Here is a 26,435-nt window from a genome sequence, read left to right as displayed (position 1 = left end):
GGCGCATGCATCGGCAGCGACGCAGCCAGCCACCAGGCCGCCATCGACAACGGCATCGACGGCCGACGCCTGGTCGTTCACCCACCCGTCAACGCCGCGCTCCGCATGCCCTACGACGGTCGCGCGCTCTGGCTGCCCGCGAAACCGTACCTGGACCGCAACCGCGACATCGTCGACGCCACCGACGAACTCCTCGCCCTGGCCGGCGCGCCTGAGGACGACCCCAAGTCCCAGCGGTCCGGCACTTGGATGACTGTTCGGTACGCCATGCAAGTCGGCCGGCCGGTTGCCATCTGCTACCCCGATGGACGGGTGGAAGTCCGATGAGCGCTGACCGGTACCCCACCGACTACATCGACGACGAGGGATGGGCGCGCATCCACCGCGGCCACAACCTCGACGTCCTCGCCCTCCGCGCCGACCTCGCACACGCACTCGGAGGCGACGTGGGCGACGACCGGCCCGTGAACATCGTCGAACACCACCTATGGGAGCAGCCACGCGTCAAGTGGTGCGAACGCCATGGCGACCCCTGCGGCATGAACGGTTACTGCCCCGACCCTGGCTGCGCGCTGCAATACGCCACTGCCATCGAATGGATGACCATGAACGCGGTCCACGAATCTCTACGCGACGACGAAATCTTCGACGCCGCCGATGCTGCGGAGGCCCTCTAAATCATGTCCGGGCTCAAGTGGATCCGCCTCGAAACCACCCTCTTCGAGAACCCGAAACTGCTCTACCTCCAAGAGGACAAGCAGTACCGAACCATCGTCGCCTACGTCCAATCCATGTGCTATTCGGGCAGACATGGCCTCGCCGGGTTCGTCCCGAAAGCCGCCCTACGCGTCTTCGGAGCGACACCAAACGACGCCACACGCCTCGTCGCCGAAGGGCTCTGGAACCCAGCCCCCGGAGGATGGCAAATCAACGGCTGGGACGAATACCAACTGTCCAACGAGGAAGCGTTAAGGCGCAGCGAGAAGGCCAAAAAAGCCGCTGCCGCGCGGTGGGAACGACGCAACGGCAGAGAGTTCCACGACCGATGAAACCCGATGCTCCAAGCATTCCCCCAAGCATTCCCCCACCATGCAATGCCCCAAGCTCTGCAAGTCGAGCAATGCACGTACGTACGCACGTACGCACTCACAACAACTCACCTTGAAATCCTGTACTTACGTTGAGTAACGCGCGCAGGGGGGCAGCACCACACACCCCCTCCAGGCCAAGAAACCAGCCACCCACAACACCGGAAACGACTTATCCACAGGCACACCCGCCTCCAGGCCATAGCACCCACCAAGCCGAAAGTGCCCGCCATGCGCGATCCATCCGACCCCTGGGCCGACGAACTTGCCGCCGCGACACCCACCCCGAGCCTGACGCCGAGCCAGGCCGAACTCCAGCAGCGCGCCATCGACGCCTGTGCGCTCTGCGACCGAGACGGCTACCGAGGCACCACCGTCTGCGACCACCAACCCAACCACGCCCAAGCAGCCACACGAGGCATGAACCACCTACGCGACGTCATGGGCTGGACCAAACCCACCACCACCGAGGAGACACCATGACCAACACCACCATCGGATGCGCCCGCTGCACCAACCGCTGGGGAGGACTCAACACCGCCCACTGCGGCGCCTGCCACCAAACCTTCACCACCACCAGCGCATTCGACAAACACCGAGACGGCAACCACGCCCAAGGCACACGCCACTGCGTCGACCCATCCACAGTCGGCCTCGTCAACGCCGGCCGCGCCTACCCATGCTGGGGATGGCCCAACGACGGACGAAACCCACACAGCGCCGATATAAGCGACGAAACCACCCCTCAGGCACTGTCACCCCAAGACGCGTAGAAACACGCCCAGATTCCTACCCATTCGGCAGCAATCGCCATCCCAGCACAACCCCCACCCCCAAAACAGGCAACCGCATCACCGGACCGCAGTCCACAACCACCAGCACCCACAAAACACAAACTGGCAAAATGACCAAACTCGGACCCCGAGCACACAGCCAACAACGCGCAGCCAACGCCTACAAACTCCGCTGCACAGGCCGCACATACGACGACATCGCAAACACCATCGGCTACGGCAGCCCCGCATCCGCCTTCAAAGCCGTCCAAAAACACATCGCCCGCATGCCCGCCGAAGAACAAGACATGGCACGCGCCATGAGCGCCGGCACCTACCTGAACGTCGTCGCCCGCTGCTTCGCCGTCGCCGAGATCGCAGAACGCCAAGGCAAGCCACACACGGCAGTGATGGCCCTCGATGCCGCGGCCGGTGCGCAGGCCAAGCACGACGCGCTCCGCGGGCTGAACGTGCCTGTCACACAGAAAGTCGACGTCAACGTGCAGCACTCCGCGGCCGGGGTCGTCGAAGCCGCCCGCGAACAGATGCGGCAAGTCCTGGCGGCCAAGCAGTCCGCGCTACCCGCCCCGCAGCCGAACCCCATGCCCATCATCGACGCCGAGATCGTGAGCGAACCATGACCCAAACCCCCGAACAACTCATGGACGCCGCGATGGACATCGCCGCAGCCGTCACCGACGGCACCATCGCCCCCACCGAAATCGAAGCCGCCACATTGGCGAAATGCCGGGAAGCCGTAGGCGTCGTCTACGGACCCCACGACCCACTCTGGGAGCTGCACCGCGACATCACCCGCCAATACCTCCACGCCGGCGGACTCACGGTGGAGGAGCTGCTGGAGTGGGTGGCGGTCATGCGGAGCCGACAGCCCGAGACGGTGGTGGAGTCGGGGCCGTCGTGGATCGAACAGGCGCTCGCCGAGGGCGCCGACGACGAGGGCGACGACGGGCCGATGCCGGCGGACGAGGTACTGGCCCGCGCATCGAAGGCGATCGCAGCGCTCGACGACGAGTGATGTGTAACGGAACCTTTGACTTCTGTTACACCTCCAATTGTGGGGCATAACCCCTTGTCGCAATGTAACGCAACCGTGTAAAGTGGATGGCATGCAGACCACAACACCAGCCGCCTGGGAACTCACCTGCGGCGGCGAATCCGAGCTGTACGACACCTACGCCGAAGCGCGCCAGGCCCAGCTCGAACTCAACGCTATGGGCCTCATCGGCTCCTCCATCGAACCCGTTTAACCGGGCCCAACCACCCCACGAAAGGACTCCCATGCTCAAAACCACCCTGGCCGCCGGCATCCTGATCGGAGCCGCCATCGGCGTCCCCATCGGCCCGGCCATCATCACCGCACACGCCGCGCCGACCATCCAGGAGGACGACCCCGACTGGGACTGCCGTGTAGATGGTGACCGCGTGTGCGGGCCTACGAACACCCAAGGCGTGGCGACCGGCCTCTACCGAGACGGCCAACTCGCCGTCAAGTGGGACCAGGCCTGGTACGGACATCCCGAGCTGGTCCCCGTCAACTAACCGGCGGGGTCGGTGCCGAATCCCCCAGTGGTTTCGGTATCGACCCCCGGTCCCGCGCATGGCGCCGGCTGGTCTCGAATTTCTATCAATTTTTTGGTGTTCCAGGTTTTTTGGAGGTGTGGTGAGCGGCAGGTTGGTTGGTTATGCGCGGGTGTCGACGTCGCGGCAGACGACTGAGCAGCAGGTGGAGGCGTTGCGGGTTGCTGGTTGTGATCCGATTTTCACGGAGAAGATGAGTGGGAAGCGCAGTGATCGGCCGCAGTTGGCAGCTGCCCTGGCCGCGTTGGAGGATGGTGACACGTTGGTGGTGTGGAAGCTGGACCGGCTGGGTCGTGATGCGTGGCAGATGCTTTCGACGATCAAGGATCTGCGTGACCGGGGTGTGGTGTTGCGGTCGTTGACTGAGGGGTTGGATTCGGCGACGGCGGCTGGGCGGATGGTGCTGACGATTTTGGCGTCGATTGCTGAGTATGAGCTGGATTTGAAGCATGAGCGGGCTGAGGCGAAGCGGGCGTTGATTCGGCGGCGGGGTGGGAATTTGGGGGGTGCGAAGCCGAAGTTTGATGCGGAGCAGGCGGAGGCGATTCGGCGTGCGCATGCGAATGGGGACACGGTGGCGGAGTTGGCGCGGGTGCATCGGGTTTCGCGGCCGACGATTTACCGGGTTTTGGATGGTCAGCGGTGACAGCGGATTTGGTGTTGTATCGGTTCTTCGACGCTGACGGCGGCTTGTTGTACATCGGCCAGTCAGTGCAGGCGTGGGCGCGGTTTGATGCCCACCGGAAGGGGGCGGAGTTCTACTCGGTGGCGGCGACGATCACGTTGGAGCGCGGGTTTGCGAGCCCGTTGGAGTTGTCGAGGGCCGAGTTGTTAGCGATCCGGTCTGAGCGGCCGCGGTTCAATGTGGCCCACACTCCGAATGCTCCGGTGTCGCATCGACGGGAGGTGTGTCAGGGCCCGCATCATTGCGGTAAATCGATGGGTGATCCGCACCATGTTGTCGTTGTGTGTCGTGAGCGTGACGAATCGGAAGGGTTGCAGGCAGTTCCGGGTGGTGTCCATGGGTGTTGGGAGCATGGTGTGTTGACGGAAGACGCTGTGTGGCAGGCGCGGGTGTTGCGGGAGGCGGGGGAGCCGGTGGAGCGGATTGCGGTGACGTTGGGTGTGGGTCGGGCGACGTTGTATCGGGCATTGCGGGACGACGACGGTGGTGCGTGATGAGCAAGGTGGTGAGTCCGTACCCGGCGTTGCGTCCTGACCCCGCGCGGTTGCCTGATGCTCGGTGGTGGCGTATCGAGTCTCGGGGTCGTAACGAGCATGGGCACCTGTACGTGGTGACTCACGACGGCGACTTGGCTTCGGGGAGGGGGTCGTTGCGGTGGCCCGGGGCAACGTTTGTGACTGTCGAGTGGTTCGACCGGTATTCGGCGGTGTTCGATGCCGGGTTTGATGCCATCAACACGGTGGGTTTGGTGATCAACTGCCGCGATACGTATGTGGCGGTTGACTTGTTGATGGAATCGCAGCCGACTCCGGATGCTATGCCGATGACGAGCCCCGGTGACCGGGAGCATCCTGACGACATTGGGAAGGGTGGTGCGTGATGGGCGTGTTCGATGATGGTGGCCCGGTGTCGGGTCAGGGTGAGATGCCTCGGTCGACGACGGCGCCGGAGGTGCGGTTCACGGACGAGCAGCGGGCGGCGCTGCGTCGGATGGGCGTCGACGAGGGCGACGTCCGGCCAGGGTCGGATCCGTTGGGCGCCCGGCGCGCAGAGGCGTTCGCGGATTCGGTGTCGGCGGCTCAGGGCGTGATCCAGAGGCTGGCGGCGGATCGAGTGCGCGCTCAGATGGGTCTCCGTGAGGGGCTGTTTCGGGGGCACTTGGTGGAGCTGGTGCGGGCCGAGATCGAGCGTTGCCATGACGAGTCGATCGATTACACGACGACCGCCGAGTCTGTCGTGGGCGTGTTCGTGGAGGTGCTGCGGAATCCGCCGACTTTGGTCACCGATGTGGACGGCGTGACGCGGGTGGAGCCGTCTTAACCCTTCTAGCAGCTAGAACTTTTGTCTACTCGACTTGACTGGAAAGTGTCTAGTGCGTTAGACTAGAGTTATGATCGCACCGGCCCCCACCCGCGAAATCGTCAAGCAGCTCAAGAAGGCTGGGTTCACCAGCCGTCCCGGCAAAGGCAGCCACACCGTGTGGACCTGCCAGCACGGCCGCTACAGCGTTTCCGTGGACACGGGCCACCGCACCATCAGCCCCGGCATCCGCCGCCAGGTTGACACCGCCATCGACTCCTGCAACACCGACTGCAAGTGAAGGAGCGCGACATGCACACCTACAAGGTCACCGTCACCCGCGACGACCGCTGGTGGATGGTCACCGTGCCCGAACTGGACGGCTACGTCACCCCCAGCGGTGCGGTCAACATCGGGGGAACTACTCAGGCGCGCCGGCTCGGTGAAGTGAAAAGTCAGGCGATCGACTACATCTGCACAGTGACCGATTCGGCGCCATCTGATGTCGCAGTGGACATCACGCTGTGCGTTGACGGGGTGGACGTTACCCAACGCGCTGCGAAGGTGGCCGCGGATCGTGCGGCCGCTGAACGGGCCGCGGCAGCAGCGGCGGAGGGAGCGCGGGAGTTGGCGCGGGAGTTAGCGGCGCGCGGGGTAGCGGTTCGCGACGTGGGCGAGGTACTCGGCGTGTCGTTTCAGCGGGCCCAACAGTTGATCGCCTCCTAGCCGGGTCTCACCCCTCGCTGCCACCCTCTGCGGCATGTCACTGCACGCACTGGTCGGTGTCACAGCCCTACTGGCGGCGCGTCGTCGGGAGCGGCCGCCGTCGCCGGCGGCGTTGGCGAAGCGTCTGGATCCGAAGTTTGTGGTGACGCCGACGATCGCGTTGCTCGACGATATCGCGGTCCGTGTTGTGCGGGAGCCGAACGGCAAGGACATGGTGAACACGCCGCCGCGGACGGGGAAGTCGAATCTGTTGGCGGTGTGGACGCCTGTGTGGGCGTTCATGATCGACCCGGATATGGAGATCATGATTATCTCCAACGGCGACGATCTCGCGAAGGAGCACTCGGGTAAGGCCCGAAAGATCATCATGGAGCACGCCGACTATCTCGGGTATCGGATTTCGCCGGATAAGACGGCGGTCGGCCGCTGGCTGGTGGAGGGGCGTAAGGGTGGCATGTTGGCGGCGGGTATCACGTCGAACATCGTCGGTAAGGGCGCTGATCTGCTGCTGCTTGATGACGTGATCGGTGGTGCGTCGGAGGCGGATTCGGCTGCTCATCGCCGGCGGGTACTCAACGAATACCAGGGCTCACTGTCGACACGTGTCCATCCGGGCGGATCTGAACTGCTGGTCATGACTCGCTGGCATGAGGAGGACATCGCGGGCTCGTTGTTGGAGCAGAATCCGGGGCGGTGGCGGCGCACGAATGTGACCGCGGTCGGCGAGTTGGGTGTCCCGGATGCGCTCGGTAAAGCGCCGGGGGTGGCGATGATTTCCGCGTTGGGTTTCACACCAGAGGATTTCGCGGATAAGCGGCGGACGGTGGGGGAGCGGCAGTGGTATGCGCAGTACATGGGTGTTCCGTCGACGCCGGCGGGTTCGTTGGTGAAGGCGGCGTGGTTTGAGGCGTGGCGGTTGCCGTGCGCCCCGGCGAATCCGGTCCTGACGGTCGTCAGTGTGGACCCGGCCGATTCAGGTAAGGGTGACGAGTGTGGGCTGGTCGCATCGTCGTTGACGCGTGATGGTGTGGTGGCGTTGATCGCTGACAAGTCGGGGCAGATGACCTCCGATCAGTGGGCGTCGGCGGCCGTGCAGCTGGCGGCTGATGTGGGGGCTTCGCAGATCGCGGTGGAGGGCTACTCGGCGCGCGAAACCTACTCGCGGATGGTCAAGGACGCGATCGAACGCGCGCGAACTGCCGGCCGTTTGCGGCACGCGGTGCGGGTGACGACGTGGCCGGAGAAGGGCAAGCCGCGGCCGGGTGATGCGCTCGCCCGGTCCGGTCCGCTGCTGCAGGCGCTCGAAACGGGTACGGCGGTGTTGGCGGGGGTGTTCCCGAAGTTCGAGGAGACGGCTATTACGTGGCAGGCGGGGCAGCATCAGCCGGACCGGTTGGCGGCGTGGGTGGTTGGGCATGATGTGTTGGTCAGCTCGGCGGGGCAGGTGTGGGATATCGCTGGGCCTCCCGAAACAGCTGGGAAGCAGGCGGCGGCGGGTTCGGTGACGGTGCTGGATGATTGGATGCGGCAACGCGTCGGCTGACCGCGCTATGATCTGACCCATAAACACCCGCCCCTCTGTTCCTCACCGTCGTCAGTGCACCGAGGATGCAAGGGCGGGTTTTCACATTCCGTGAAACCGTCCGTGAAACATCGGCGGTGTCATAGTGGCGGGATACCTTCCGTGCTTGACCCGTGACCGCGCCCAGAAGGTCATCGAGAGCAAGACCGAGCTGATCAAGACCCTGGAGACGTTGAAATGACCGACCACGTTCCAAGCGGCGAAATCGAGCAAATCGTTGGGGCCCCTCGCCACCCAAGCATCCACTACGGACGGGCGGCATCGGCCGATCAGGCCGTGTACATCCTGCACTCGGGGGTGTGTAAGCAGCAGGTTCCCGACCTGCGCGAGTGCCCGTTCTCGCTGGCGCTCGACAAGGGCATAAGCACTGATGTGTGGGATCGCTTTCAGGATATGGCGGTGGAGTTGGCCATTCTCAGCGACGGCACGCTAGCGCCGCTGTGCGTGGCCCGTTAATTCGGCCAGCGTGACATAGACCGGATTCTCGGCGTCCGTGCGCGCCGTGAAACATTGCGTGAAACAACGGGGATATCACCCCCGCGTCTTACCTTCCACCCTGTGACCTTGGCTGATCTGGCAGTGGTTGACCTCGACAATGACCGACCCGGTTACCGGCCCGACGGGAAAGCCGCCCCCCGATGGCAACCCGACCTCCAACTCGTGCCCGCCATGCTCACCGTGCCGCGCTGGCCGAAACGCCTCACCGACTACGAACCCTCCGACCGATCATGGATCGTCGCCGGGTTGACGTTGGCCGGCTGGTCCGCTGAGGAAATCACCGAACGCATCGGCGGCTCCATCCGCCTGATCCGGGACATCCGCTCTCAACCCATGACCAGCCTGTGCACGATGATGCACGAGGAAATCGAGAAACTCACCAAGGAACTCCGCCTGTCCCAGATCGACTGCGCCGCCACCCAACACGCCCTCGCGCAAGCTGCCAAGGAAGCCGAGCGGTTCAAGACGCAACGGGACCAAGTGCTTCGAGTCCAAAAGACGCAGCCAGGGAAGCGAGTAGAGCAGTTTGCCTGCGGCTGCCCGAAGATCGAACGAAACATCTACCGCAACAAGCGGGGCCGCGAATACTGCCGTGAGTGCGGCCGTATCAGGCTCGCTAGGTACCGAGACAAAAAGCGTTCTGCCTGATCAGACATAGCGTGTTACGCACAGTGCGTAACCAATATCGGGAATTTTTCACGGCGTAGGCGCTCGCACCCACCACGCCTACCGTCCCGGCCCATGAACCTCGGATACGCCGTACTCGTGTTAGTGATCTACACACTCGTCGCCGCGCGGGTCACACAGTTCGTCAACGCCGACTCCCTCATCGACCCACTCCGCCTGGCGGTGCTCCGCCGCGCACGCGACGAGGGCAGGTCGATGAAAGAGCGTGAGCGGTGGGCGACGCTGCACGAGTTCGCCGCCTGCCCGTGGTGCATTTCGATCTGGGTGGGCATCTTCACCGCGTGGATCCCGGTCGTCATCATCGGCTGGCCGCTGTGGTGGTGCCCGCTGATCCTGCTCGCCGTCTCCCACCTGGTTGGGGTTGGGGCGCGGCTGACCACAGGCGGCGGGGATAAGGACTAACACCCAGCACAGATACCGTCCCGCACCGTGGCCGCACCAGCTGAATTGCGTAACGCTCGTCGCCGCGCGCTGACGGCTGCTGTGCCGACACCGGCCGCGCTGGTCGCCGCATCCGCCCCCATCAACTCGGCGACCGACATGTTCAAATCCACCACCCTCGGCCCGCGCCGCGAGTGGCAGGAAGAAGCCTGGGAGCTATTCGACCTCGTCGGAGAACTCGAATGCTATGTGCGGTGGCGCGCCCGGTCGTGCAAGCGCGTGAAGCTGGTTGCCTCCGAGATTGATCCGAGGACAGGCCAACCGACCGGGTCTATCACCGAAGGGAACACCGAAGGTGAGAAGTTCGCGGCGATCGTGCATTCCATTGCGGGTGGCGCACTCGGACAGGCGGAGTTCATCGAACGCGCCGTGCAGATCCTCGGTGTGCCCGGCGAGTTCCACACGGCCATCCTGATGGTCGGGCCGCCCGATAAGCAGGTCGCGCGGTGGGAAGCGCTATCCAAGAAGCAGATCAAACGCTCACAGAAGAACCCCGACGGGCTCACACTCACCCTGCCCGACGGGACACAGCACGAGTACAACCCCGCCAATGGTGACGGCATGTTCCGGGTGTGGAACCCCCACCCCAACGATCCCACCGAGGCGACATCCCCAGTCCGATCGAACCTGACGCCGCTACGCGAGATCGTGCGCACGACCGCGAAGATGGAGAACGCGGACCGGTCCCGGCTGGGCAACAACGGTCTGCTGGCGTTGCCGGCGGAGGCGTCGCTGCCGTCGGCTCAGGGCCCCACGTCCGCGGGGAAGCCAGGCGGGGACCCGGACACTGGGCCGCGGCAGGAACCGGTCGGCCGGACCGTGCAGGCGCAGATCGTGAAGGCCAATGACCTTGGCCTGCAGGACCCGCAGTCGCATGCGGCGATCACCCCGATCGTCGTCACCGTGCCCGCTGAGCATGTCGACAAGATCAAGCACGTCACGTTCGGCAAGGACGTGTCGGAGATGGAACTCAAGAAGCGTGAGGCCGCGATCCTGCGGTTCGCGCGCGGCATCGACATGGAACCCGACCAACTGTTGGGCCTCGGCGACACGAACCACTGGAACGGGTACCTGCTCGCCGACCAGGACGTGAACCTGCACGTCAAACCCGTCATGCAGACGATCTGCCAGGCGATCTACCGCAACGTGATCGTCGGCATGCTCATCAAACTGGGCATCGACCCGAGCAAGTATGTGCTGACCGTCGACGCGTCAGCGCTCACCGCGGACCCGGACAAGACGGATGAGGCGAAGGACGCCGAAGCCGCGAACGCGTTGAAACACTCTGCGCTGCTGCGGTATCTCGGGCTGGCCGAGGACGACGGCTACGACCTCACCACGTTGGAGGGGCTGCAGGAGTTGGCGCGGGACAAGGTCGCGAAGGCTGACCCGACGGAGTTCGTGCAGGTGATCCGGGATGTGTTGCCGTTGTTGGATCCCAAGATTCAGTCGATCGACTTCCCGGAACCCCCGCAGCCGGCGTTATCGCCGGCGGGTGACCCGACAGACCACGGCGATCCACCGCCGTATGTGCCGGTGCAGGGGCAGGTCCCGGATACGGAGGGGCAGGCGCCGCGGAAGCCAGTGACGGCCGCGATCGGCGATGGCGTGGATATCGTCGCAGACTCCTACCTCACTCGCGCGCTGGACCTCGCGGGGAAGCGTCGGGTCAAGACGTATGACCACGATCAGCGGGCACGTCTGGCAGCCCGGCCGGCACACGAGTGGCATCAGTCGCTGCCTGCAGTCGCCGAATCCGAGGTGGGTCGCCTGATTGCCGGATTCGACTCGGGGCTGGATGATCTGGCAGCCAAGTATGGGTTTTCGGCTGATGATGTGCGGAAGTCGGTGGTAGCTCAGGCGCGGCGCCGGCTGACGTCGCCGGTGGTGGACGCCTGATGTGGCCGGCACCGGGTGAGGCGCTCGACCGAACCGTCCTCGCCGAACAAGCCGTCGAAAACCTCTATCGGGAAGCACTCTCGAGGTGGATACCCGACGTGCGCGCCGCGGTCCTACCGACAATGCTCACCGCCGCGGCCGCCGACCAGCAGCCCCAGGAACCGCTACCGCCGCACACCACCGCCGTGTCCTCGACGACCGCCACCGGCTCATGGGGCGTCACAACCGAAGTCGTGATCATCGCCGGTATCACGCTGCTATGGTCGGCCGCCGTCATCGAAACCATGCGCGCACTCGGCATCCCGCTACCGGAACTGCCGGACGTTCCCGGCCCCGCCTACGACGAGCGAGTCCTGAAGATCGTCGACGCCGCAGTCACCGACATGAACTCGGCGGAGATCCTGCAAGCCGCCGACATGGTCGACGCGGACCCGGGGTTGTCGGCGGCCCGCGATACTGTGGTTGCGGCGCAGCGCGTCGAAGCCGCCAACATTCCCGCCGTCGTTCAGGCGAAAGTCGAGGCCGCGGTGCAGGCCGCCGAATCCCCTGCCGGCGCTGCACCATCCGTTACGGAGCAGCGCGCAGCCGCCACCCAGGCACTCGACCCCGCCGGCGAAACCCTCACCGGCATCGCCCAAACCAAGAGCTACCAGACCGCCGGCCTGCTCAACAACGCGGTGATCACCGCCGCGCAGCAGCAGAACACCGAGTTCGGCGAACAGTTGGACAAGACGTGGATCGCGACGAACGACGCCAAGACACGCGCAACACACTGGGCCGCAGACGGATCCCGCGTACCGATCGACGCAAAGTTCACCGTCGGTGGCGCCGAACTAGCGTACCCGGGCGATCCGACAGGACCACCAGAAGAGGTCTACAACTGCCGATGCCGACTCGGGATACTGGCCGCCGGTGAGCCCCTGCCGACTGAGGTGGACCGGCACACTGAGCGCCTCGACGGCCGCGACTCAACCGCCGTCAACCGGGGTGGTCGCACCCAGGCGGAGGAAATTCAGCGCCGGCGCGACGCTGGGAATGTGCGGGCGCGGGATACAGCGGATGGTGTTGGGCGCGTGGCGTCCATCGACGTGGAGGAGTACGTGATGACCGACGTGGTTGAGCCTGACGTGATCGACGAGCCGGAGCCGGACTTCGCGTCGGCGATCACCGCGCTCACCGCCGCATCCGCCACCGCCGAACCCCGGCTGCGCACCTACGACCCGCGCATGTTCGAGGACCCGAAACTGACCGGGCCGACGGCACCCACGATGAACAACGAGACCGGCCGCATCTACGGGCACCTGGCCGAGTGGGGGCATGTGATCCGCGGCGGCCGCGACGTCACACCCCGCAACCGCAACGGGTACCGCAACTTCCACACCTCCCAGGTGCCGCTCAACAACGGAAAGCAGCTGTCCGTGGGCCGGCTGACGGTGCAGGGCGGGCACGCATCGACGGAGAGCGGTGTGACCGCGGCGGCAGCCCGGGCGCATTACGACGATGTCACGACCGCGTTCGGTCTGGTGCGGGTGGGTGAGGACCGGTTCGGTATCTGGTTTTCGGGTGTTCCGGCGCCGGGTGTTGATCCGGAGGTGTTCCAGCAGGGCATGACAGCCCAGTTGTCGGGGGATTGGCGGGACTGCGACGGCTACCCGCTCGACATGATCGCCGCGCACGCCGTCAACTCGCCCGGCTTCCCGATCTACTCGGCGCAGACCGGACCCGACGGCCGCGAGATGGCGTTGGTCGCGTCGCTGGGCCCGCAGCGGCACGCCCCGACGCAAACGCATGTGCTGGCCTCGGTCGAGGACATGAAGGCGGCGTTCGCGGAGATGATGGCCGAGGAACGGGAACGCGCCGAAGCCGCCGCCCGCCTGGATGCGGCTCTGACCGCGGCGCAGGAAGCTGTCGGTGACCCGCCGCCGCCGCCGACCCCGGCCGATGAGGTCGATGAGTTGTTGATGCGCGCGGAGTTGGTTGCTGCGGTGGGGCCGGGGTCGCAGATGCCGGCGCAGTTCAAGAAGTACTGGCTCGGCGGGGCCGGTGCAGCGAAGATCGGCTGGGGCCGCAGCGGTGACTTCGATCGGTGCCGGAAGCTGATCAACGCGAAGATCATGGAGAACGGGCAGAAACCGTTGCCGGACCACGAAATCTCCGGTCTGTGCGCGTCGCTGCACCGGGAGGCGACCGGCGCGCGGCCCGGTCACGCGCCGGGCGAAGGTGGAGGGCACTGACCGTGGCGTGCGCATGCCGCGGCGGCCGCCGCGCCGGCCAGACCACGTCGCAGGGTGTGGTGGCCGGTTTCAAGGTCGTGTATCCGGATGGTTCGGAGCACCCGAACTTGTTCGATACGTCGATTGAGGCGAAGAAACACACGTTGGTTCACGGCGGCACCTACTACCAGGTTATGCAGTCGTAGGAGCGTTGCCCTGCACCTGTCTTTCGGATGCTCTGCGGTAGCTCGCCGCGATGGTGGGCAGGGCGCGACGCCCTTGTTACCCGCAGAAGGGAAATTCGGCCATGCCGAAAGAAGTTGTGCAGTACCCCGCCACCGACCAGGTTTTCTCGGGCACCGAATTGTCGGTCCACTGGTCTAGTCACGATGATCTCGTCCAACTGGGTCTCACCCGCCATGTGTGGGGCCGGATTGATCCGGACGCTGATGTGTCTCCGGTCCACGCCGACCACTCGCACTGCTCATCGTGCGCGGCTGCTGTCGAGCAGAACAAGATTCGGCGGGCTGAGCAGGAGAAGTCGGGAGTCCTGTCGGGGATGGTGGGTTTCACTGGGAGTGATGCGCCGCCTGTGGGCGAGTTTGATGATCCGGCGACGGTCTTCACGGAGCCGATGCGCCGGTCGGAGATCAATCAGCTGATTCGGGTGTTGCGTCGGGCGCGTGATCAGGCGTTCGGCAAGGACGAGTAGCTGCGGCAGGTTGTATCGGCCTGCCGTCTCGGTATAAGTCGTCGGCAGGCCGATACCCCTGACTCAGTTGTCCGCCTGTTTCTTGCGCGCGCGTTGCTGGGCGTTGATCCGGTCTTGGACGCCGGGTTTCTTGCGCCACTGCTTCTGAGATTTGTGGCAGCAGTGTTTGCAGCGGCGCTGATAGCTGCCAGGCCCGCCGTAACTGTTCTCCGGGGTTTTCTCCCGCCCGCAGCACCGGAACGTCGGCGGGGAAACGTACCGATCCGTTGCTCGGCGCCCAACGTCTGCCTCAGTGATGAGTTCCATGTGGAGGTGGTTGACGCAAAGTTGGGTTCCACAGTTCTTCCACACCCGCATCCCGGCGGGGATCTCTCCGTGTTGCAGCGCATAGGCGAACTGTGACGCGACCCAGTGTCTCTGTCCGTCCCAGTATCTTCCGTTGCCGTTCTTAGTTCCTGTGGCACCAGCCCAGATGATGCATGGGCTGCCGTCGAATGAATTCGCCTGGTCAAGGCGGGTTTTCGCGAAGAACCGGTCGATGTACTTCTGTGCTGTCTGCATGGCCGATGACGCTAGAGCTTTGGGGTGCAGACGTTTTCGCGGTAGGCGCATGCACGCACCCTGTTTACCGTCGCGCGCCAGAGAGTTCCTGATCTGCGCTATGTGCCGGGGAGCGATCGGACCGAAACGAAAACGCTTCACCGAGAACAGGAGCACGCCGTGAAGTTCACGCGCCCCGATCAGCTTCCCGAAACCGCCGCCGAGCTCACCGCCCTGGCAGAGCAGGCCAAGGCCGAAATCAACGTCTTCCAGGCCCGCCGCTCCGCCGGCGAGTTCACCCTCACCGGTGACGAAACCCCGGAGCAGAAGGCTCAGATCAAGGCCGACATCGAGCGGCTGGAATACCTGACCGCCAACTTCAGCGAGATCAACGGTCTCGCAACCGCGGCCGAGGCGGAGGAGAAGGGCGCCGCTGAGCGCCTCGACGCCGCGCTGGCCGCCGCTGAGGCCGCCACGAAGCCGAAGCCCGCCCCGGAGCCCGAGGCGCCCGCGAAGCCGGCCGAGGAAGCACCCGCCGAGGTGCCCGCTGAGGCTGTGGCTGAGGTGGTCGCTGAAGCTGAGCAGGCCACCGCCGAGGCTGCCGCGCCGGCCGCTGTGACCGCTGCCGCGCCCGCGGCGCCGGTGTCGTTCAAGGGTGCCGCCCCGGCCGGTGACACCCCGAAGCCTGAGGTGGATGAGAAGGTACGCAAGCCGTTCCTGCTCGCATCGACCGCCCCGAACTTCGCGCAGCACGACGGCAAGCCCGTCGACACCAGCGTGATCGCCGCGGGCATCGCCAACGGCCAGGGCGAGTTCACCGGCCTGCGAGACGGCGTCCCCACCGTGTTGGCGACGATGCAGCGCCCCGAGGGCAAGGTGTACGAGACGCACGACGAATTCCTCGCCGAACTCGACCGGGTCACCGCCGAGATCAACGGCGGCAAGTTCGCCGGACAAGCCGCAGACGCGAAGGCACTTGTCGCAGCCGGTGGTTGGTGCGCCCCGTCCGAGCAGCAGTACGGCTTCGATCCGACCCAGCCGGCCGTCGGCCTGCTGTCGTTCCCCGGGATGAGCCTGCCGCGTGGCGGCATCATCATCCCGTCCGAACCGGATTTCACCAGCCTGCAGACCGGGTTCCACTTCACCGAGGCCCAACTGGAGGCCGTCGACGGCGGAGGCCAGCCGACCGCGATCAAGACCATCGTCGAGGTGCCCTGCCCGCCCGAGATGACCGAGTACCGGTTGGAAGCGATCGGTTGGGGCGTCAAGGCGGGCATCCTGCAGAAGCGGGCGTGGCCGGAGCTGATCAAGAAGTTCCTCGACGAGTTCCTGGTGGCGCATCAGCAGCGGATCTCGGCGAAGTCGCTGATCAAGGTGCTCGCCCTGTCCAGCGCGGCGAAGGTCGTCCCGACCGACGCGGTCCTGGGCGCGACCGGCAGCATCCTGAACGGCCTGCATCAGCGGGCCCGCAACATTCAGATCCGGACCCGAAAGACCACCATCGGTGGTATCGCCCCGATCTGGTTCCGGGATGTGCTGCGCGCCGACCTGGCCAACCGCGACGGCCTCGACGGCTTGGACGTCACCGACGCCGACGTGGACCGCTGGCTCGCCTCCCGCGACATCTACCTGCAGTACGAGGGCACCTGGCAGTCCCTCACCGCCAGGCAGCCGGGCCATTACGACACCTCGTGGTGGCCGGGCAGCGTGGATGTGGTGCTGTTCCCGGCCGGCGCGTTCTGGCGGGCCTTGGACAACGTGCTGACGGTCGGCGCGATGTACGACATCGACATGCTGACGAAGAACCGGCAGCTGCTGGGCTTCGTGGAGGACGAGTTCCAGGTCGGTATCCGTCCGTCGGACGTCGGGTCTTCGCATCTGATCCGGGTTCCGTTGTGCGTCAACGGTGCTGTCGGCGCGCGGGAGAGCATCGACTGCTCCGGCCCGTATGCGGACACCGTGACCAAGACGGTGACCACGACCGGCGGCCCGACGGGCGGCAACTTCACGCTGAAGTTCTCCGCCAACGGCACACCGTCCGGGACGATCGCCTACAACGCGTCCGCGGCGACCGTGGACACCACACTGACCGCGATCGACGACAACGTCACCGCGGCAGGCGACATCGTGACCGCCGGCGGCGCGCTGCCCACCGCAGTCACGGTGACCTACCCGGCCCGCCTGGGTGACCTGCAGGTCGGAACCAACGGCCTGACCGGTGGTACCAGCCCGACGGTGGTCGTCTCCTAACCGCAGGGGACGGCTGAGAGGTCGCAATGGACGAGGCGGGCGGCGTGGATAACCATCCGGGGTTGGTTCACGCCGCCCGCCTTCCCGGCTTGAAGGGGACGGCATGACAACTGGTTTCGCTCCGGTGGTGTTCGATGCGCCGCTGGTCAACCCCGCACCGAACGGCCTGTGGGATGCGGTGGCGTGGCAGGACGAACAGGGCCCGCTGCGCTGGCTGACATCCGGTGTGGACGTTCGGGTGTTCAACTACGGCGGCGAGACACAGTTCGGTGTGTGGCAGGCGGATTGGTGCGTCGCAGAAGCTGACCTGGATCCGCAGACGGACGTGAAGCTCGGGGAGCGGCCGGATTTCCCGGACACGTTCCTGCCGTTGACGACGTGGGCGTCCGACCGCTGCGACACACGCAAGGTGTCGCAGGATGAGGTGCGTACCCGGGCGCAGCAGGTGCATCGCCTGCAGGAACCGAACGCGGTGGAGACGTTCCTGGCGCCGCGGCTGCTGGCGGACGCCGGAACTGCTGCGGCGGTGGCGGACATCGTCGCCGCGGTGGGGGCGTTGGAGGCGGCGGTCGCGAAGACCAACACGCTGGGCGTGATTCATGCGGGTGCGCAGTGGGCGTCCCCGGCCGCGTCGAAGGGCTTGATCCGTTACCTGAACGGGAAACTCGTCACGCCTTTGGGGCATCAGTGGGTGTTCGGCGGCGGCTACGTGGATGGCTTGGGCGACAAGTTGGTCGTGACCAGTCCGGTGTTCGGGTGGCGCGGCGAGGTCACCGTTCAGGATGCGCCGAGCACTCATGTGGAGGAGTTCTTGGCGGTCGCGGAGCGGTCGCTGGTCGTCGCATACGAGATGGCAGTCGCTGCCGTCGAGGTCAGTTGAGGGGAGCAGGTCTGATGCCTGAGGGAATCGCGGTGGGTGTCGAGGATGGTGTCGCCACTATCGAATTCGTGGACGGGAGCCTGCGGGGTCCGTCGTTGGCGAAGCTGTTCGAGGCGGTCGCTGCGGCTGGTTTGTCGCCTGGTGTGGTGGTGAAGCGGACGCGGCCGTGGTCGTATACGGCGCCGGAGTCGGTTGTGCGGGCGGCTGGTCTTCTCGACGACGGCACCCCGGCGCCGGCGGAGGAGAACGCGAAGGACGCGAAGGGTTACGACGACGGTCAGCCGGATATGGACTGGTCCCGCAAGGCCATCGACGACTTCGCCGCCAAACTCACCCCGGCGTTGGACACCACCGGCGAACCCAACAAGCAAGCCGCGATCGACGCCATCCGCGCCGCGCAGAAGACCGGATAGGCACTGCACCATGCCTGATTACCGTCCGCACCAACCCCGGAAACGGAACGGCGCCACGCGCCCAACACAGGAGGACTGCCAGGCATGAGCGGCGCCATTCCCGTCATCTTCGGCAAGGCACTACGCGCCACCGCCATCGACGCATGCGGCAAGCCCATCCAAGGGGCGTCAAACCGCATCGTCACCAACGCATTCATCTCCGTCACCCTCTCGCCGGACGTCACCGCCGCCGAGGAGAAGACGCAGAAGAACGCCGAGGGCAAGGACTGCTTCAAGAAGCGGACCCCGCCGGAATTCCAGCGGTACAACATCGACATCAAGACCTGCGGCGCTGACCCCGCCCTGTACTCCCTGATCGCCGGGTACGAGCAGATCCTCGACTACGACGACACCCCGATCGGTTTCGCCGACGGCGCCGACGTGTCCAACACGCGCGGTGTGGCGATCGAGGTGTGGTCGGATGCGATGACCGATGAGTCGTGCCCGCTGCCGGAGTCGGATGCGATCTTCTCGGTGGAGGGCACCGGCGCCGAGTTCGGTTACTGGTTGTTCTTCGGTACGGAGTGGATTCCGTCCGGTGATTACGCCATCTCGGAGAACCCGTCGGAGTTGGGCTTCTCCGGTATTACGATCCCCGGTCCGTACTGGCATCGCGGCCCGTACAACGTGGCCCGTATCGACGGGAACAACACTCCGGGGCGGCTGTTGTCGCCGGTGGGTAAGAAGCGGCATGTGACGTTCTTCAAGACGCCTGTTGCGCCGCCGGCTGAGACGGATGGTCTTGTGCCGCTGGCTGTTCAGTCGGTGTTCACGGCCCCGAATTACTACATCGCGGGCCCGGCGAATGAGGCGGCGGCGGATGTGGCGCCGGATCAGCCGGCTTCGGCTGAGGGTGTGGAGTTGACGATCACGGGCTCCCCGACGGGTGGCACGTTCTCGTTGGCTGTTTCGTATCTGGACAAGCCGGCCGATGAGACGGGCACGATCGTGTATAACGCGACGCCGGCGAATGTGAAGACCGCTCTGGTGGCTCTGGACGATGGCTATAGCGCGTCGGATTGGACCACGTCGGGCACGAACCTGCCGGCGGGCACGGTGACCATCGTCCCGCCTGCTGGGGTGACGGTGACGGTCGGGGATAACAACCTGACTGGTGGCACCACGCCGACCCTGCACATCGATCCCGCGTAACCACGCGCGACTGGCAGAGCGGGCCGTCCCTCACAAGGGGGCGGCCCGCTCCGCGTTGGTGAGCACCCTGCGGACCTACCGTGTGCCCCTGTGACGTCGTTCTCCTGGCCGATAGACCGGACATGCCTCCCCAAGCTGCCCGACCTCCCGGACGCGCCCACCGAGGAGCAGCAGGCCACCTACGACGACGCGCTCGCCGCCCGCAACGCCGCCGAAGACCTCGCCACCCAAACCCTCTGGGCCTTGACGGGCCGCCAATTCGGCGGCGAACCAATCCGCCTGCGCCCCTGCCCACCCCGAGGCTGGCCCTGGTCCTGGTACCTCGCCGCGCAGTGGTACGGATTCGAGCAATTCTCCGGCATGCTGGACTGTGCCTGTGCAGGCGCGTGCCGGATGTCCAGTGCCACCACCATCCACCTACCCGGACCGGTCTACCCGCCCACCGTCGATGATCCGATCGTCGTCACCGTCGCCGGCCAGCCCCTCGACCCGACCAGCTACGTACTGGAAGGTGATGTGCTGTACCGACGCAACGGCGCGGTGTGGCCCGGCCAGAATTTGGCGCGTCCGCTCGGCGAACCCGGCACCTGGTCCGTGGACTACCAGCGCGGCCTTCCCGTACCGCCCGGTGTCGACCGGCTGACGGGGCTGTTGGCCAAGGAATTCATCCTCGCCTGCGACGGCAGCAAGTGCCGGATTCCGCCAACACTGGTGGCCACCACAGCGAAGGGCGTCAGCCACGTCTTCGACCCATCCAAGATCATCGCCGCCGGCTTCACCGGCCTACCCGAAATCGACCGGTGGATCATGTCCGTCAACCCCCACCGCCTCGCCTGCGCGTCGGAAGTACTCTGATGCCCATCCCCTGCACCGACCCCGCACTGCACGTCGTCCAGGTCGTCACCCAGGTCCTCCGGGAGGTATTCGACCCCGACAGTGACTGCCCACCAGAAGGCGGAGGAACCAAGGATGTGCGGTTCCTGGCCAACGGAATCCCCGGCATCCCGCCCGGTCTCGTGACCGACTGCCGGGAGGGTCCGTTGGTGTGGGTGCAGCTCATCAGCCGCTACCGGGCGAAGCGGAGCCAGTTCCCCGCGGTGTCGGTATCCGACGGTCCCTGCCGGCCCGTCGACGTGATCCCGGTGGTGGCGTTGGAGATCGGGGTGGCGCGGTGCGCATCCATGGAAGCCCGGTACATCGACTGGGACGCCATCGCCAGCGAGGAACTCATTTCCCTGGACGATTCGTGGCGCATCGAAACCGCGCTGACCGTGGCCGTGTGCCGGTTGAAGTCGAAGGATCGTGCAGTGGCCACGGATACGGTCGCGCCGATCGGCCCGGAGGGTGAGGCGCGGGCGTGGACGGCCCCGATTTTCGTTCAGCTGGTTCAAGAGTGAAGGGCGCAGTGTGATGGCGAGAGTGACGGTTGAGGGCAGTGAGACGCCGTGCGTGGATTTACCGACGGGTGAGCGTAAGACGGTGGAGTATTCACGCGGTGTGCGGGAGCGGATCCGCCGCGGCTTCTACGTGTTGGTGTCGGGGCCGGTCGAGGATGAGTCGGTGGCGGCGTTGGATGCTGAGCCGGTGAATGTGGTGTCTTTGCCGGCGCCGGTGGTGATTGATCCGACGACGTTGTTGGAGGTCACCCCCGAGCCCGAACCGGAGCCCGAACCGGAGCCGGTTGATCCGCCGGCCCGCAATGCCTCCCGCGCGAAATGGGCAGCATTCCTCACCAGTCAGGGTGTTGCGTTCACCGACGACGACGGCCGCGACGACCTGATCGCCCTCTGGGACAACACACATGGCGTCGGTTAGGTTCACCCTCCACATCGACGAGCCGGAATTCGACCGGCAAATCGTCGGCCACGCCCGCCGCCGCATGGCGCGCCTGCAGCGGCGCACCGCCACCCAGGCGAAGCAGGACGTGCCCGTCAAGACCGGGAATCTGGGCCGCACAATCGGTGAAGGTGACATCCGCACCGTCGGGCCCCGCACTGTTACTGGTTCGGTGCACGCGACCGCGGACTACGCCCTGTACGTCCACGAGGGCACCCGCCCGCATGTGATCCGGCCCCGGAATGCGGCGGTGCTGCGGTTCGAGGTCGGTGGCCGGACGGTGTTTGCGCGGTTGGTGCGGCATCCGGGGACGAAAGCCAGGCCGTTTCTGCGGAATGCGGGGGAGCGGGTCGCGGCCGAGGAAGCCGCGCGCTGATGTCGCGGTGGGGATGCCTGCATCTGACAACGGTTGTGGTCCCGCGCGGTGAGGTGTGCGCCCGCTGTGGCCGCCCGACTTTGAGCGGAGCGCAGGATTTGCCTGCTCCCCAAAGTGCGCTCAATTCCGGTGTGCGCGCCTGAACCGAGCCCGTGAAACCACGCCGTGAAACCACGCCGATGTCGGGTCGCCGGGTTACGTTCCGCTCGGTTATCGGCGAAAGGAAACAGAGATGAGCAAACAAAGGTTGCGGATTGTCGCTGTCTTGGAGGTGGACGCAGATCACTACCCCCCGGGCGATGCGCAGTCGCAATCCTGGCTCGTGAACAACATCCTTCTTGGTGGCGGTGATGACTTCCTGATCCTGCACTCGAACGAGATTGGCGACGAGTTGGGATCGCTGAATGTCGAGTGTGTCGTATCAGCGGGGCAAGGAATTGCAATGGATGAGAGCACTGAAATTCAGATCGCTCTGGCAATAGCCAACTCAAACCTAGCTGGGCAAAAGTGGTCATGGAGGGAACTCAGCTACCGCACTCAACTGATCCATCGCCGAAAAGCGCGTGCAGCAGTGCAGGCCCTGCTGCCTTAGCGCCGATGTCGGATAAACAAGCTGCGGGAGTTACAGATGTCAAATGTATGGCAGTACAAGCAGGAACTGAGCGACGGCACGTACATCAGCGTGAGCGCACCAGGCCAGAAGATGGCCGAGCAGGCGTGTGACTACCTCCGCAGGGTGGTACGCGCCTTCATTCCGGAAGTGAGCGAACTCGGAGAGGTGGAGGTCGTTGGACCGGGCCCGCAGCAAAACTACCCACCTAATTCCAGCTTGACACAAGGAGAGATTGACGTGACCAAAGAAGAGGTCGACGCCCCCTATGAGTAGCTTCATTGAGCTGGCAAAAGCATCGGTACGCGACGCCCGCCGTTCCCTGATCGGGGATTGGCACGAGATGAACGAGGCTGGCTGCTGCCACGAAGACGGCCCGTTCTGTGAAGCGTCGAAAGCTTTCGCGGAAGGCTATCTCTATGCGATCGCCGCAGCAGAGGCGGCCGGATTTGAGCCACTGGAAATCCACGCTTGTGGCGGCCATCCGACCGACCGATGCGACGCCTGCCTCCGCGCGAAAGGGTTAGTTCGAACCGAAGCCAGGTTTACATAAGCCGGTCTTATCGGCGGGGCTGCACGCCACCAAAGCACCATGCCCCGCATGGAAACAACCCCGGAAACCACCACTGCTGCTGTCCCCGCTGAAGTCGTCGTCACTGCGGCGCCCGCTGCCGCCGCCGCCGTTCCCCCTGAACCCACACCGGCCGCTACTGCCGAACCCGCCCCCGAAGCTGAGGTCGACAAGGCCGCCGTCGCCGAATGGCTCGAAGCCGAAAAAATCTGGCAGTGGCTCCGCGCCGAGAAAGCCAACTGGAAACACCCCGACGGCTGGCAATACGACTGGGTCACCTTCAAAGGCGACCAGCTCGCCATCAAAATCCCCTCCAAGGGCATGATCAACGCCATCGCGCACGCCGGCACCACCAGCCTCGAATTCCAAACCCGACTCGTCCGCGACTTCGAAACCACCCACATCTCCGAAGCCTCCCGCGAACGCGTCATCGCCCGACTCATGGACCCCGAAGACCCCGAATACACCGGCGAAGAATGGGACGAACTGCAGTCGAAGGTGCTGGAATTGGGTGCCGAGCGGGTCCAGAAGGACGCCGAAGAACTCGCCAAAGTGAAGGGCTGAGCAAGCACCCCGGCTGGCTAGCTTGACGCGGTGACCACGCCCGTCGGCTCCATCCGCCTTGATCTGACGATCGACGGGGCCGACGCGCTGGCCAAGCTCGCCGCGCAGGCCAAGACCGCGCTCAGCGACATCGGACGGTCGTCGAACGCCGCCGAGCGTGACCTGTCGCGGCTTGAGCGCGAGTTCAGCGCTATCGGCCGGGCGGCGGCCAAGCAGACCGGCCCGGTCGCCGCTTTGGCGAAATCCATCGACAGTGTCGGCGACAACTACCGGCAGGCCGCCGCCTCGGCTGAGGCGTTCAAGACGGCGATGCCGTCGGTGGCGTCGATTACCGCGCAGACGGTGGCGGTGGAGAAGCTGGCTGGCGCGTACGGGCGTCTGGCGCGTAACCAGGCGGCCGCGGCAGCAGCCCCGACGCCGAAGGGCCCGCCGCCCACGAGCCGCGGCGGTGGCGGCGGATCAGGCGGCGGGGGCCGTGGTGGCGTGCTCGGGTTCCTCACTGGGCCCGTCGGCCTGAACAGCATCGCCCTCGGCGCCTCCGCACTACCCGCCGCCACCCTCGCCGTCACCAACCTCGTCGGCGCCGTCCAACAACTCGCCCAAGCCGGCGCCGTCATCCCCGGCATCTGGGCCACCGCCGGCGCATCCATCGGCACCGCCGTCCTCGGCTTCAAAGGCATGGGCGACGCCATCAAAGCCCTCAACGACGGCGACCTCGACAAAGCCACCAAGGCGATGAAGGACATGGACCCAGCCGCGCAGAACGTGGCGAAGTCCGTCTCCAAATTCACCCAAGGCCCCCTGAAAGACCTCACCAAAGGCTTGCAGGCGAAGATGTTCGACGGCATCTCGCAAGGCTTCGACGACCTCGTCGCCAAGCGGATGCCGAACGTCACCAAGGGCCTCGGCGGGATCAGCGAGGCGTGGAACGGCACCCTCAAGCAGCTGTTGTCGACCGCGGGCTCCGATTCCACCGGCAGCCTGTTGGACCGCATCTTCGGGAACACCGCGGAGGGGCAGAAGCGGGCGAACGCCGCGATCGACCCGCTCGTCAAAGGCATCGGGACGTTGGCGGCGGCCGGCTCCGACGCGATCCCACGGCTCGCTGACGCGCTCGGCCGGGTCGCCGCCCGGTTCTCCAACTTCATCACCGCCGCCGATCAGGATGGCCGGCTGGCGAAGTGGATCGACGAAGGCCTCACCGGGGTAACAAATCTCGGCAACACGTTCCTCAACCTAGGCAAGTCGATCACCGCGATCACCAAAGCCGCCGGCGGTGACGGCGGCCTGCTGAAGCTGCTAGAGACCGGCAGCCAACGACTCGCTGATTTCCTCAACTCCGGTGAGGGGCAACAGAAGCTCACCGCGTTCTTCGCCGACGCGCGGCAACGCTTGGCCGACTGGCTGCCGGTCCTGAAGAACATCGCCACCACCGTCGGGGACGCGTTCGGCGCCTTCCAACGCTGGGGCGACACGATCTTCCCGGTGATCTCCGGGCTCACGTCGGCGCTCGCGTCGATGCCCGGGCTCGTCAACACGGCGGTGACAGCCTTCCTGGGATTCAAGACGTTGTCGGGCTTGGACTCTCTGATCACGAAGCTGACAACGGTCAATAGCCTGCTGGGCGGCGGCGGGGGAGGGGGTGGTGGTCGGGGCGGCGCGGGCCGCACCATCGGCACCCGCGGACTCGTCGGCGGCGGCCTGTTCCTGGGCGGCTTGCTCGACGGCGCGGATGGCTCGTCGAGCGTCCCGGGGGCACTCGCCACCATCGGCGGCGGAACCCTCATCGGCGCCGAGATCGGCGGCGCGCCCGGCGCACTACTGGGCACCGTCATCGGCACTGTAGCGGCCGGACTCCAAGCATTCGTCAACGACATCAACAACACTCACGGCGCCCTCGACGCGTTCGCATCCAAACTCCGGCAGAACGCCGAGGACAACCCCGTCGTCAACCCGGGGCAGGGCATCGAACTCAAGCCGTCGTTCGTGCCGATCCCCGGGAACCAGATCACCGCGGACACGCCGCTGCCGCCATCACTGCCCGTGGTGAACGGCATACCGGTCAACCCGCTGATCGGCGGCCCACCCGTCGCATCCGGCCGTAACGCGCCGAACTACAACCCGCCAGTCCAGAACACCACACCCGGTCTGATGCCTGGCCTGGACCCGTCACAGTTCCAGAAGATCGCTGACCAGGCCGCTGTTGCCCAGGCGGCGGTGAAGGCTGTCGGCGATGCGGTCACGCAGCTGCCGACCGGCCAGGTGGTGGTGAAGGACAACACCCCGGAGGTGCTGCAGAAGCTCGCCGATGTGGGCTTGAAGACGCAGCAGCTGCCGGACGGGCAGGTGGTCATCACCGCAGACACGTCGAAGGCCGATGCGGCGCTGTCGGCGTTCCGGGCGCGCGCGGCGCAGAACGTCACCGTCCCCCTGACCGCGTTCCCGGGGTTCGGTGGGCAATCTTCCGGCAGCGCGACCAGCGGCCGCGCGTCCGGCGGTGTCCTGCCCGGCTACAGCCCCGGCCGGGACAACATGCTCGTCCCGATGTCCGGCGGCGAAGGGGTCCTCATCCCCGAAGCGATGCGCGCCTTGGGCTCCAACTGGCTGTACCGGGTGAACTCGTTCTTCCGTCCCGGTATCTCGCGCCGCGGGTACGCCGGCGGCGGTGTCGTCGGGTTCGACGCGGGCGGTGTCGTTCCCGACACGATCGGATCGGACAACACCGTCATTGGCCTGTTGCAGCAGATCCGGGACGCCCTGGTCGGGAAGCTCACCGGGCCGCTGTCGGACACAGCATCGGGTGTGGACGCCCTGTCGAATGGGCCGCTCGGCGCCGGCACCGGCCGGTCGGGTGTGCGGCCCTTCGGCGGGGACATCGGCAAAACGTTCCTGGCCGGCATCATCAACGGGTTCGGCGGCGACTCGCGCACGTTCTTCCCCGAGTTCGATCAGAAAGGCAACCCGCTCGGCGCCGCGTTGGGTGCGGTGGGCCCGGTCGGGAA

At 65.7% G+C, this 26,435-nt stretch carries 36 protein-coding genes and 1 pseudogene; 36 read left to right on the top strand and 1 reads right to left on the bottom strand.

The genetic code is table 11. The annotated features are described in order from the left end of the window. From AWB94_RS35370 to AWB94_RS30640, 23 genes are all read left to right on the top strand, one after another. Positions 1-327: LOG family protein (locus AWB94_RS35370; RefSeq protein ID WP_165766699.1), on the top strand; the 327-nt coding region annotated here is incomplete at its 5' end. After that, positions 324-677, top strand: a complete 354-nt coding sequence (locus AWB94_RS30740) for a hypothetical protein (protein ID WP_085122579.1) — start codon at positions 324-326, stop codon at positions 675-677. The genes AWB94_RS35370 and AWB94_RS30740, both read left to right, overlap by 4 nt. 3 nt (positions 678-680) lie before the next feature. Continuing rightward, complete coding sequence (locus tag AWB94_RS30735; RefSeq protein ID WP_062659595.1) at positions 681-1,049, top strand: hypothetical protein; 369 nt, start codon at positions 681-683, stop codon at positions 1,047-1,049. 270 nt (positions 1,050-1,319) lie between these two features. Continuing rightward, a complete protein-coding gene (locus AWB94_RS30730; RefSeq protein WP_062659594.1) occupies positions 1,320-1,571 on the top strand; it encodes a hypothetical protein in 252 nt (83 codons plus the stop codon). Then, entirely contained in the window at positions 1,568-1,861 is a 294-nt protein-coding gene (locus tag AWB94_RS30725; protein ID WP_109762608.1) for an FDXHR family putative zinc-binding protein, read from the top strand. Before AWB94_RS30730 ends, AWB94_RS30725 begins: the two co-directional genes overlap by 4 nt. A gap of 131 nt (positions 1,862-1,992) precedes the next feature. Beyond that, a complete protein-coding gene (locus tag AWB94_RS30720) occupies positions 1,993-2,502 on the top strand; it encodes a hypothetical protein (protein ID WP_062659593.1) in 510 nt (169 codons plus the stop codon). Then, positions 2,499-2,897 (top strand): hypothetical protein, encoded by a 399-nt coding sequence (locus tag AWB94_RS30715; protein ID WP_062659592.1) that lies wholly within the window; start codon positions 2,499-2,501, stop codon positions 2,895-2,897. The genes AWB94_RS30720 and AWB94_RS30715 overlap by 4 nt, the downstream gene beginning before the upstream one ends. Before the next feature lie 91 nt (positions 2,898-2,988). Further along, the gene (locus AWB94_RS35365; protein ID WP_165605411.1) at positions 2,989-3,129 is read left to right on the top strand and encodes a hypothetical protein; all 141 of its coding nucleotides are present in this window, start codon (positions 2,989-2,991) and stop codon (positions 3,127-3,129) included. 31 nt (positions 3,130-3,160) lie between these two features. After that, complete coding sequence (locus AWB94_RS30710) at positions 3,161-3,421, top strand: hypothetical protein (protein WP_062659591.1); 261 nt, start codon at positions 3,161-3,163, stop codon at positions 3,419-3,421. Between the two features lie 121 nt (positions 3,422-3,542). Further along, complete coding sequence (locus AWB94_RS30705) at positions 3,543-4,106, top strand: recombinase family protein (protein ID WP_165605410.1); 564 nt, start codon at positions 3,543-3,545, stop codon at positions 4,104-4,106. A gap of 398 nt (positions 4,107-4,504) precedes the next feature. Next, positions 4,505-4,639 carry a helix-turn-helix domain-containing protein gene (locus tag AWB94_RS35360; protein WP_165605409.1) on the top strand — a complete coding sequence of 45 codons (135 nt, stop codon included), beginning with the start codon at positions 4,505-4,507 and terminating at the stop codon, positions 4,637-4,639. Positions 4,640-4,818: 179 nt separating this feature from the next. Beyond that, positions 4,819-5,025, top strand: coding sequence for a hypothetical protein (locus AWB94_RS30695; protein ID WP_131805421.1), 207 nt, complete (start codon positions 4,819-4,821; stop codon positions 5,023-5,025). Further along, positions 5,025-5,465: a hypothetical protein gene (locus AWB94_RS30690; protein WP_062659587.1), complete on the top strand. Its 441-nt coding sequence runs from the start codon at positions 5,025-5,027 to the stop codon at positions 5,463-5,465. Before AWB94_RS30695 ends, AWB94_RS30690 begins: the two co-directional genes overlap by 1 nt. Before the next feature lie 70 nt (positions 5,466-5,535). Beyond that, a complete protein-coding gene (locus tag AWB94_RS30685; protein WP_062659586.1) occupies positions 5,536-5,745 on the top strand; it encodes a type II toxin-antitoxin system HicA family toxin in 210 nt (69 codons plus the stop codon). An 11-nt stretch (positions 5,746-5,756) separates the two neighbouring features. Further along, the gene (locus tag AWB94_RS30680) at positions 5,757-6,170 is read left to right on the top strand and encodes a hypothetical protein (protein ID WP_064961406.1); all 414 of its coding nucleotides are present in this window, start codon (positions 5,757-5,759) and stop codon (positions 6,168-6,170) included. A 34-nt stretch (positions 6,171-6,204) separates the two neighbouring features. Next, positions 6,205-7,713 (top strand): terminase large subunit domain-containing protein, encoded by a 1,509-nt coding sequence (locus AWB94_RS30675; RefSeq protein WP_084395497.1) that lies wholly within the window; start codon positions 6,205-6,207, stop codon positions 7,711-7,713. Positions 7,714-7,929: 216 nt separating this feature from the next. Continuing rightward, entirely contained in the window at positions 7,930-8,208 is a 279-nt protein-coding gene (locus AWB94_RS30670) for a hypothetical protein (protein ID WP_062659584.1), read from the top strand. Positions 8,209-8,310: 102 nt separating this feature from the next. Further along, a complete protein-coding gene (locus AWB94_RS30665; protein ID WP_085122573.1) occupies positions 8,311-8,898 on the top strand; it encodes a hypothetical protein in 588 nt (195 codons plus the stop codon). Between the two features lie 93 nt (positions 8,899-8,991). Further along, positions 8,992-9,339, top strand: coding sequence for a DUF1360 domain-containing protein (locus AWB94_RS30660; protein WP_062659582.1), 348 nt, complete (start codon positions 8,992-8,994; stop codon positions 9,337-9,339). Positions 9,340-9,366: 27 nt separating this feature from the next. Next, a complete protein-coding gene (locus AWB94_RS30655) occupies positions 9,367-11,277 on the top strand; it encodes a hypothetical protein (RefSeq protein WP_234811946.1) in 1,911 nt (636 codons plus the stop codon). Then, positions 11,277-13,511, top strand: a complete 2,235-nt coding sequence (locus AWB94_RS30650; protein ID WP_062659581.1) for a phage minor head protein — start codon at positions 11,277-11,279, stop codon at positions 13,509-13,511. Before AWB94_RS30655 ends, AWB94_RS30650 begins: the two co-directional genes overlap by 1 nt. Positions 13,512-13,513: 2 nt before the next feature. Further along, entirely contained in the window at positions 13,514-13,696 is a 183-nt protein-coding gene (locus AWB94_RS30645; RefSeq protein WP_062659580.1) for a DUF7196 family protein, read from the top strand. 116 nt (positions 13,697-13,812) lie between these two features. Next, positions 13,813-14,202: a hypothetical protein gene (locus tag AWB94_RS30640; protein ID WP_062659579.1), complete on the top strand. Its 390-nt coding sequence runs from the start codon at positions 13,813-13,815 to the stop codon at positions 14,200-14,202. A gap of 63 nt (positions 14,203-14,265) precedes the next feature. On the opposite strand, the gene AWB94_RS34825 is transcribed toward AWB94_RS30640, so the two are convergent. Next, complete coding sequence (locus tag AWB94_RS34825; protein ID WP_131805419.1) at positions 14,266-14,763, bottom strand: hypothetical protein; 498 nt, start codon at positions 14,761-14,763, stop codon at positions 14,266-14,268. Between the two features lie 159 nt (positions 14,764-14,922). Here AWB94_RS34825 and AWB94_RS30635 point away from each other — a divergent pair, with 159 nt between their 5' ends. The 13 genes and pseudogenes from AWB94_RS30635 to AWB94_RS30580 all read left to right on the top strand — a co-directional run. Beyond that, positions 14,923-16,992 carry a major capsid protein gene (locus AWB94_RS30635; RefSeq protein WP_064961402.1) on the top strand — a complete coding sequence of 690 codons (2,070 nt, stop codon included), beginning with the start codon at positions 14,923-14,925 and terminating at the stop codon, positions 16,990-16,992. Between the two features lie 103 nt (positions 16,993-17,095). Further along, on the top strand, positions 17,096-17,872 hold the full coding sequence (locus tag AWB94_RS30630; protein ID WP_062659578.1) for a hypothetical protein: 777 nt from the start codon (positions 17,096-17,098) through the stop codon (positions 17,870-17,872). A 14-nt stretch (positions 17,873-17,886) separates the two neighbouring features. Next, complete coding sequence (locus AWB94_RS30625; protein WP_084395496.1) at positions 17,887-18,285, top strand: hypothetical protein; 399 nt, start codon at positions 17,887-17,889, stop codon at positions 18,283-18,285. An 84-nt stretch (positions 18,286-18,369) separates the two neighbouring features. Continuing rightward, complete coding sequence (locus tag AWB94_RS30620) at positions 18,370-19,476, top strand: hypothetical protein (RefSeq protein WP_062659576.1); 1,107 nt, start codon at positions 18,370-18,372, stop codon at positions 19,474-19,476. Between the two features lie 90 nt (positions 19,477-19,566). Then, positions 19,567-20,331, top strand: coding sequence for a hypothetical protein (locus tag AWB94_RS30615; protein WP_062659575.1), 765 nt, complete (start codon positions 19,567-19,569; stop codon positions 20,329-20,331). Next, a complete protein-coding gene (locus AWB94_RS30610; protein ID WP_062659574.1) occupies positions 20,331-20,873 on the top strand; it encodes a hypothetical protein in 543 nt (180 codons plus the stop codon). Before AWB94_RS30615 ends, AWB94_RS30610 begins: the two co-directional genes overlap by 1 nt. 52 nt (positions 20,874-20,925) lie before the next feature. Further along, the gene (locus AWB94_RS30605) at positions 20,926-21,291 is read left to right on the top strand and encodes a hypothetical protein (protein ID WP_131805418.1); all 366 of its coding nucleotides are present in this window, start codon (positions 20,926-20,928) and stop codon (positions 21,289-21,291) included. Continuing rightward, complete coding sequence (locus tag AWB94_RS30600; protein WP_062659572.1) at positions 21,278-21,688, top strand: hypothetical protein; 411 nt, start codon at positions 21,278-21,280, stop codon at positions 21,686-21,688. The genes AWB94_RS30605 and AWB94_RS30600 overlap by 14 nt, the downstream gene beginning before the upstream one ends. 232 nt (positions 21,689-21,920) lie before the next feature. Continuing rightward, complete coding sequence (locus AWB94_RS30595) at positions 21,921-22,280, top strand: hypothetical protein (protein ID WP_062659571.1); 360 nt, start codon at positions 21,921-21,923, stop codon at positions 22,278-22,280. A gap of 36 nt (positions 22,281-22,316) precedes the next feature. Next, entirely contained in the window at positions 22,317-22,574 is a 258-nt protein-coding gene (locus AWB94_RS30590) for a hypothetical protein (protein WP_062659570.1), read from the top strand. After that, positions 22,567-22,851: a hypothetical protein gene (locus AWB94_RS34820; protein WP_131805417.1), complete on the top strand. Its 285-nt coding sequence runs from the start codon at positions 22,567-22,569 to the stop codon at positions 22,849-22,851. Before AWB94_RS30590 ends, AWB94_RS34820 begins: the two co-directional genes overlap by 8 nt. A 39-nt stretch (positions 22,852-22,890) precedes the next feature. Further along, positions 22,891-23,433 carry a hypothetical protein gene (locus tag AWB94_RS30585; RefSeq protein WP_131805416.1) on the top strand — a complete coding sequence of 181 codons (543 nt, stop codon included), beginning with the start codon at positions 22,891-22,893 and terminating at the stop codon, positions 23,431-23,433. 30 nt (positions 23,434-23,463) lie between these two features. Further along, positions 23,464-26,435, top strand: a pseudogene (locus AWB94_RS30580) (hypothetical protein); the annotation flags it as partial.

This window comes from Mycolicibacterium canariasense, from assembly GCF_002101555.1.
Lineage (GTDB): Bacteria > Actinomycetota > Actinomycetes > Mycobacteriales > Mycobacteriaceae > Mycobacterium > Mycobacterium canariasense.
This window is presented reverse-complemented; position numbering and strand designations above follow the sequence as displayed.